The organism is Streptomyces lushanensis, assembly GCF_001700515.1.
GTDB lineage: Bacteria > Actinomycetota > Actinomycetes > Streptomycetales > Streptomycetaceae > Streptomyces > Streptomyces lushanensis.
On record NZ_MAUD01000719.1, the window covers coordinates 567 to 827 of the forward strand.

General features: G+C 66.7%; 1 protein-coding gene. It reads right to left on the bottom strand.

All coding sequences use genetic code 11. The features are described from left to right. Window positions 1-135 (bottom strand): PEP/pyruvate-binding domain-containing protein (locus BFF77_RS37830; protein WP_281196683.1); only part of this gene is annotated, 135 nt, incomplete at its 3' end. Between the last annotated feature and the right edge of the window lie 126 nt (window positions 136-261).

The window sequence follows — 261 nt, forward strand, 5'->3', positions numbered from 1 at the left end:
CGTGACACAGAAACCGGCCGGTACGCGGATGCCTTCGATCCGCGACAGCCCGCCCAGGTGCGCGCCCTTGCCGCCGACGACCGCGACCCGCGTCTCGTCAACCTCTTGGAGATCCCACACGTACCGCTCGGTCATCGCGACACCTCCGAAGCAGTCATGTTTCTTCGCACCGCATTTCTTTGCACCGCACTGGTCGAGCGAATCACCGGCGACTCCCGCTCTGTCGACCCCCTTGTCAGGCGCGCTCCCGTCTCCGGCCGG